At 66.2% G+C, this 6,958-nt stretch carries 8 protein-coding genes and 2 pseudogenes; 8 read left to right on the top strand and 2 right to left on the bottom strand.

The window, feature by feature from the left end:
- Positions 1–524: hypothetical protein (locus tag ACFYPJ_RS38920; RefSeq protein ID WP_389026850.1), on the top strand; the 524-nt coding region annotated here is incomplete at its 5' end.
- Between the two features lie 235 nt (positions 525–759).
- Here ACFYPJ_RS38920 and ACFYPJ_RS38925 read toward each other — a convergent pair.
- Positions 760–1,056, bottom strand: a complete 297-nt coding sequence (locus ACFYPJ_RS38925) for a hypothetical protein (RefSeq protein ID WP_389026852.1) — start codon at positions 1,054–1,056, stop codon at positions 760–762.
- A 951-nt stretch (positions 1,057–2,007) separates the two neighbouring features.
- Between ACFYPJ_RS38925 and ACFYPJ_RS38930 the strand changes: the two genes are divergently transcribed.
- The 3 genes and pseudogenes from ACFYPJ_RS38930 to ACFYPJ_RS38940 form a co-directional block, all read left to right on the top strand.
- Positions 2,008–2,295 carry a transposase gene (locus tag ACFYPJ_RS38930; RefSeq protein ID WP_389026854.1) on the top strand — a complete coding sequence of 96 codons (288 nt, stop codon included), beginning with the start codon at positions 2,008–2,010 and terminating at the stop codon, positions 2,293–2,295.
- Positions 2,267–2,904 (top strand): annotated as a pseudogene (locus tag ACFYPJ_RS38935) (IS3 family transposase); the annotation flags it as partial. The gene ACFYPJ_RS38930 and the pseudogene ACFYPJ_RS38935, both read left to right, overlap by 29 nt.
- Positions 2,905–3,137: 233 nt before the next feature.
- Positions 3,138–3,419 (top strand): annotated as a pseudogene (locus tag ACFYPJ_RS38940) (transposase); the annotation flags it as partial.
- Here the strand turns inward: ACFYPJ_RS38940 and ACFYPJ_RS38945 are convergent.
- Positions 3,418–4,380 (bottom strand): IS30 family transposase, encoded by a 963-nt coding sequence (locus ACFYPJ_RS38945; protein WP_389026856.1) that lies wholly within the window; start codon positions 4,378–4,380, stop codon positions 3,418–3,420. The pseudogene ACFYPJ_RS38940 and the gene ACFYPJ_RS38945 sit on opposite strands and share 2 nt — an antisense overlap.
- 58 nt (positions 4,381–4,438) lie before the next feature.
- On the opposite strand from ACFYPJ_RS38945, the gene ACFYPJ_RS38950 reads away from it, so the two are divergent.
- The 4 genes from ACFYPJ_RS38950 to ACFYPJ_RS38965 all read left to right on the top strand — a co-directional run bounded on the left by ACFYPJ_RS38950 (position 4,439) and on the right by ACFYPJ_RS38965 (position 6,778).
- On the top strand, positions 4,439–4,570 hold the full coding sequence (locus ACFYPJ_RS38950; protein ID WP_389026858.1) for a hypothetical protein: 132 nt from the start codon (positions 4,439–4,441) through the stop codon (positions 4,568–4,570).
- Positions 4,571–4,640: 70 nt separating this feature from the next.
- Positions 4,641–4,793: a hypothetical protein gene (locus ACFYPJ_RS38955; RefSeq protein WP_389026860.1), complete on the top strand. Its 153-nt coding sequence runs from the start codon at positions 4,641–4,643 to the stop codon at positions 4,791–4,793.
- 6 nt (positions 4,794–4,799) lie between these two features.
- Positions 4,800–5,513 (top strand): IS3 family transposase, encoded by a 714-nt coding sequence (locus tag ACFYPJ_RS38960; protein WP_389026864.1) that lies wholly within the window; start codon positions 4,800–4,802, stop codon positions 5,511–5,513.
- A gap of 245 nt (positions 5,514–5,758) precedes the next feature.
- Positions 5,759–6,778, top strand: a complete 1,020-nt coding sequence (locus ACFYPJ_RS38965) for a metallophosphoesterase family protein (protein ID WP_389026862.1) — start codon at positions 5,759–5,761, stop codon at positions 6,776–6,778.
- The last annotated feature ends 180 nt before the right edge of the window (positions 6,779–6,958 follow it).

A 6,958-nucleotide genomic window follows, 5' to 3' on the forward strand; every position in this document is an offset into this window, starting at 1 on the left:
CCACAGACCGTCAGGAACCAGCCGCTGCGACAGATCGACACCCACAAGCAGCAATGATGCCCCAACTCACCGCATCACCACATGAGACATCCTCTAAGTCCTTCGGAATCGCCGCAGCGAGTGCTGGTCTCCTGCTTGCACCGATCACCGCAGCAGGGGCTGCCGGCCTCGGACCGTCCGCGCCCCAGACCAACAGCAGCAGTGCAGCTGCAGCGGGCTGGAGCTGCCGTGACACCTCCAGCGCCATCACAGGGGCGAAGGTCACAGCTCACATCTGCTGGAAGGGCACGCAGGTAAGCGCCAGCGGCCGGATCTACGACACGAAGGCCGACCACCACAAGGCCTGCGTGAAGGTCCACTACGTCACCCGCAACGGAGTCGGCACCCCTCTTATCAGTTGTGACGAAAGGGGAGCGGGAACGAGCACCTCCTGGGGGCATCGCGAGGACTACGGCAAGAAGTACTGGATCAAGGCGTGCACCAACAACTGGACCGGCACGAAGTGTGACGCCCACTGGCGCTGAGCAAACCCCGGCCGTGAACGGCGGAAAAGCAGGCCGACAACACCCCGATGATCTTGTGGCGGTGTAACCGAGCCGGGGGCAAGAAGTTCACTTCCGGTGACCAGAGTTCTCCCGGACCGGGGAACTGGCCAGCGCGAGGGGACCGGCCAGCGCTCTGACCCTCTTTCACCGTGATCCTCGGCGGTCGGCAGCCAGCCGGCCGCCGAGGCGTAAACAAGCTCATGAGATCGCCCAGCTAGGCCGGTCCCCCGCCCGCCGCGTCCCAGCCGTCCAGGAAGTCGGCCAGGGCGCGGCGTTGCTGTTCTTCGCGGAGAATCTGTTCGGCGAGGACGTCGTGGTCGACGCACCGGTCGACGGCGGCGAGGACCAGGCGCTGGCGTTCGTCGGGTTCGAGGGCTTCGGCCTCCCACTGCACGGGGCGGTCGATGTCGAAGCCATAGCGGCGGGCGAAGGCTGGCCAGCGCAGGTCGTCCCGCTTCCCCGCAGTCGCGGGCAGGGCGTACGCGCGGATTTGGTCTCGGGTGAGCAGCACGCGGGTGACCCGGCTCCAGCAGGCCGGTGCGCTCCACCCAATCCCGCTCGACATCCTCACCCGAACAGTCGAAATCGCCGACCCTTCTCCGGGGCGTCGCGAGCGTGCAGTTCCAGATCACGCAGCTCAGAAGCGGTCAGAACGGCGATACCCGGTGCAACCGCCGGTCGGCCGCCGGGCGCGATGATGCGCCGGACGCGCCGCGTCCCCGCTGCGTCGGACACGGAGCAGTGGTTGACGCACTTCGTCAACCAGTGCTCTCAGCCCCGCCACGGAGGGATGAAGCTGCTCAACTCTTTCTGAGACAGATCACTCGATCGTCCACTCGGCACGAGCGCCTCGACGCCATCGTCTCAACTGAGACGGCACAAGCTCTGAGACAGTCCAACTGTTCCTAAGGTCCGGGCGGTGGAGAAAGGCCGACGCTCGCCGCTCGCGTCGCTGGGGAGTGTCCAATAGACGGCGGATCCGATGATCAAGGAGACGCCTGAAATGAGCGAGACCATCACTGAGCACGGGGCCTGGGTGCGTGCGGCGTCCAGGCGTTCACAGAGGGCGCGGACGACGTCTCCGACCAGGCCAGATAGCGACACGTTGCCGGAGTCCTAAGCTTGTCCTACCTTCCAAGCGTGGGTCTGAGACGGTCATTCGTAAGATCGTGGGCCCAGGGGTTCCGGGTATGGCTGTGAGCTTGTCGCCGTCCGATGGCTCAAATGGCTCGGCCGCCCGAAGCCCCGCGACGACTCGACCGACATCGGCAACGAACATCACCACTGCGCGGAGATCGACACGCAGGGCGAACGCCTGCTGTCGCGGCCACGCCGCCGTCGAGGCGGCTCAGGCCCAGCACACCGCGCTGCCCGGCGAGCAGTTGGCCGCCTCTATGGTGGCCCGCCTCGCGAAGGGGGTGATAGCCCTCGAAGAGGAGATCGCCGAACTCGACGCTCGGAGGTGATCCGCAGCCTGCTCGGCATGCGCGCCATGCTCCGAGCCACGTTCATCGCCGCCACGGGCGGAGATACGGAAGCCTTCGGCACCGCCGACCGGCTAGCGGCATTCGCCGGCCTGTCCCCAGTGCCGCGCGGCTCCGGCCGCGTCAGCGGCAACATGCGCCGACCTCACCGCTATCACCGCGGCCTCCTGCGGGCGTTCTACCTCTCTGAACCGCCCCGGTTCGAATGGAGACTCGATTTCATGAAAGGATCGAGTCATGGCACGACCTTCCCGTTACCCGCTTGAGCTCCGCCGCCGTGCGGTGCGCATGGTCGCCGAGGTGCGCGACGACTACCCGAACGAGACGGCCGCCCTGCAGGCGGTGGCCGAGAAGCTCGACATCGGCTCCCGCGAGACGCTGCGGAACTGGGTGAAGCAGTACGAGATCGACGCGGGGACACGTCCGGGGACGACGACGGAGGAGTCCGCCCAGCTCAAGGCGTTGAAGAAGGAGAACGCCGAACTCAAGCGGGCCAACGAGATCCTGAAGGCCGCAGCAAGTTTCTTCGCGGCCGAGCTCGACCGGCCACACACACGCTCGTAGCGTTCATCGACGAGCACCGGGACCGCTTCGGCGGCGTCGAGCCGATCTGCAGAACCTTCACCGAACACGCCTGCAGGATCGCCCCCTCCACCTACTACGCCCACCACAAACGACGGAGCACGCCGTCGGCCAGGACCGTGCGGGATGCCGAACTCAAGGAACTGATCAGCGAGGTCTTCGAGGCAAACTACCGTGTCTACGGGGCCAGGAAGATCTGGCGTGAGCTGAACCGGCAGGGCCGCCGTGTGGCCCGCTGCACTGTCGAACGCCTGATGCGCGAACTTGGCATCACCGGAGCGGTCCGTGGTAGGGACCTGTCCCCGAGGAGTGGACACCTCTGAGCCCGACCCCGGGAGGGGTCGGGTAGGAGGCATCTTTTATGGTGATGAAGGTCTACTCGCCTGAGTTCAAGGCGGACGCTGTCGCGCTGTACCTGTCGGACCCGAGCCACACCTTCGAGGGCATCGGTGGGCTTGATCCGCTTTGACGGACATCGGAGATCAGGGGCTTCGGTCCCGGAAGGATGATGTCCATCATGGAGAGCATGGGGAAGAAGAAGCCTCGCCCTCGCCGCTCGTTCACCCCGGAGTTCAAGGCCGAGATAGTCGAGCTGTGCCGGCGGGGTGACCGCTCGGTCGGTCAGGTCGCCAAGGACTTCGACCTGACCGAGACCGCGGTACGGGACTGGGTCAAGCAGGCCGAGGTCGACGCGGGCGAGCGGGACGGCCTGACCAGCAGTGAACGCGAGGAACTGGCCGCACTGCGGCGGGAGAACCGCAGGCTGCGGGAGGACGTGGAGATCCTCAAGCGGGCCAACCTTAGATTCAACCGGTCAAGGCAACACTCTCGGCTGGTATGCGGAATTCCAGGCACTTGCGTGGACGGTTGTTGAGCTTTGTCGCGATGGCATCAAGGTCGTCCTGGCTGAACGTCGACAGGTTCGTGCCTTTGGGCAGGTACTGCCGGAGCAGCTTGTTGGTGTTCTCATTGGTGCCCCGTTGCCAGGGGCTTCGCGGGGCTGCGAAGAACACTTCGACGCCGGTGACGGCGGTGAACCGTTTGTGGGCTGCCAGTTCCATGCCGCGATCCCAGGTCAGCGAGTTGCGTAGTCGGGGGTCCATGCATTCGTAGGTCTCGGCCAGAGCGGGAACGACCACGGTGGTGTGGCGGCTGGCGAGTTTCACGACCGTGAGGAAGCGTGACTTCCGGTCGACCAGCGTGGCGACCTGGCTGTTGTTCGAGCCGATCACCAGATCGCCTTCCAGATGGCCGAACTCGCTGCGGTCCTGCGCCGCTTGGGGCCGGTCCTCGATCGGTCGGGCATCGGTGATCTGTGAGCGCCACTGTCCTTTCACCGTGTGACGCTTGTTCTTCCGGATCGGGCGGCCAGTCCGCAGACGCTTGCACAGCTCGCGGGGTATCACCTTCCAGCGGGTGGTGTAGACCGACCGGTAGATCGTCTCGTGGCTGATCTCCATTGCCGGGTCGTCACCGTGATGCCGACGCAGGTGGCCGACGATCTGTTCCGGCGACCACTCCTCCGCCAGCAGGCTCAGCACCATCTGCCGCAGCGCGGGCCTGCGGGCGAGCAGGCACTGCTTCGGACGCTGAGCGCGGTCAAGCGCCCGTTCCTGCGCAGCGATCGCCCGGTAGACGTCGCGTCCACCGTTGTTGCTGACTTCACGGCTGATCGTCGACACTGCGCGCCCCAGGAGGCCGGCGATGGCCCGGTAGGACTCTCCAGCACAAAGACGACGTGAGATCTCCTCCCGCTCGCCCAGCGTCAAGCTTCCAGCGCGCGCTTTGCGGGGGCTCGGAGCGATCCCTCCGTGGTGCTTGAGGACAGTGAACACCGAACCCGGCGGCTTTCCGATCTGCCTGGAGATGACGCTGATCGATTCCCCGGCCCTCCACCGCCGCCACAAGTCGGCCTTCATCTCGTCCGACATCCCGGGCCGACCCAATCTCGCCACGTAAACCGTCCTCAACCAGCACTGTCGCTCTGACCGGTTGAATCTAAGGCGGCTTTCTTCGCGAAGGAGACCCGGTGACGGTGCACCCGTTCATCGAGGCGGAGAAAACCGCAGGTCACAACGTCAAACGTGCGTGTGAACTGCTCAAGGTCTCCCGAGCCGCCTTCTACGCCCGCCGCAACGGCACCCCTGGACCCCGCGCGGTGCGCGACGCCGAGCTGACCTAGCAGATCATCGCCGCGCACGAGCAGTCCCGCGGAACCTACGGCGCCCCGCGCGTCCACACCGTCCTCAAGCGCGGGGGAGCTGACTGCGGGCGCCGCAGAGTGGCCCGGCTCATGCACCTGGCCGGACTGGCGGGCCGGCACCGCAGGCGACGGCACCGCACCACGATCCCCGACCCGCACGCGGCCACCCGACCCGACCTGGTCCTTCGCGACTTCGAGCCCGACCCGGCCGCGGTCGACACCCGCTGGTGCGGCGACATCACCTACATCGCCACCGACGAGGGCTGGCTCTACCTGGCCACCGTCATCGACATAGCCTCCCGCCGGGTCGTCGGCTGGGCCACCGCCGACCACCTGCGAACCGAACTGGTCGCCGAAGCCCTGCGAGCCGCCTGCCGCACCCGCCGCCCGGCCGGTCCGGTGATCTTCCACTCGGATCGCGGCTGCCAGTACACCAGTCGCGAATTCACATCCCTGGCTACCGAGTTCGGTGTTCGCCTGTCGGTCGGCCGCACCGGGCAGTGCTGGGACAACGCGCTGGCTGAGTCCTTCTTCGCCACCCTGAAGAACGAGCTGACCGACACCCGCCCCTGGCCCAGCCGGGCCGCCGCCCGCACCGCAATATTCGAGTGGATCGAAAGCTGGTACAACTTGCAGCGGCTGCACAGCAGCCTCGGCTACCGCACACCCGCCGACTACGAGACCGCCCTCGCGGCCTGACCACCACACCGACGGCGTCCGTCAAAGCGGAACAAGCTCAATACCGGCAGGCCCCTCCGCCGCGGACGCCGGAGCGAGCTGTGAGAAGCCGGGCCGGGTGACGGTCGGCGTGACGATCGGGCCCATGGTCGAGATGTCGAGAGGCGTTTACCTGCCTGCCCACTTGATCGCTTATTGATAACGGGTCTAGCCCAAAGCGCGGGATTGCCGTTGCGTCTCCCGCGCGACAGCCGAAAGGTAAGACCGTGGAACGAAGATCACTGCTGAGCGCGACCGCCGGAGCCCTGGCCCTCGGAGGCCTCGCCCAAGTGCCAGCCGAGGCCGCACCAGCCACCGGCGGCAGCAGTGGCGGACTTGTCACCACATTCAACGTCATCAGCGACATCCAGGGCGACCTCAGCGACTTCACCGAAGCACTCAAGGACATCAAGGCCACCAGCCCGCACTCCTCGGGCATGGCCGTCGCCGGGGACATCACCCCACGCGGCTACGACTTCGAATACGCCGAAGTACAGAAGGTGCTGGACCAGGGCCCGAAGCCGAGTGAGGTCGCCTGGGCCATAGGCAACCACGAGTTCTACGTCCCCAAGTGGGCCGACCCGGGCACCCTCGCCCAGGCCACCTGGCCCAACGGCACCACTGAGGAATCCCTCTTCCGCAGCTTCTACCGCTTCGCCAAGCGTTCCACGATCTACGCGGAGACGACATTCGGCGGCATCCCGATCCTGACCATCGGCACCGAGCGCTACATGAAGTACCACGACAACTCCCTGTGGGACGAGGTGTGGATCAGTGAGGCGCAGTTCCAGTGGCTCGATGACCGCCTGCAGTACTGGGCACGGCGCCGCAAGCCGGTCATGGTGATCACCCACCACCCGTTGCCCAATACCGTCTCCGGTACCCGCAGCAAGATCTACATGAGCGACTACCTCCAGCCCGACCGTCTCCTCGGCCTCCTCGGGCGCTACCGCGACGTATTCCTCTTCAGCGGCCACACCCACTGGGACCTGACCCTGTCCGACTGGTATGTGCGCCGGGTTGTACCGGGCACCGCCAACCTCGACGGCTTCTCGGTCATCAACACCGGTGCGGTGCAGACCGGCTTCGCGGACAACGGTCAGGGCGGCGAGGTCACCGTCCCCGGACACTTCAACCAGGGACTCCAGGTGGACGTGTACCGCGATCACGTCGTCATCAAGGCACGCGACTTCGCGACCGGTAGCTGGATGAAGCAGATCTCCGTCCCGCTTTCCACCCGGATCTGACCCCGCGGACCGGGCAACGCCGCCAGGGCCCGGCGACGTTGCCCGTCCGCAGACCGCACAATCCCGCGCTGCCCCAGCCAGCTCAGGGTCTGTCCAGTCAACGGCTGATCTTGGTTGTTGAGGTTCAGTGGCTGGTGGTGGGGGTGATGCGTCCTTCGAAGGCGATCTGGAAGGCGTTCA

The organism is Streptomyces sp. NPDC006012, assembly GCF_042871185.1.
Lineage (GTDB): Bacteria > Actinomycetota > Actinomycetes > Streptomycetales > Streptomycetaceae > Streptomyces.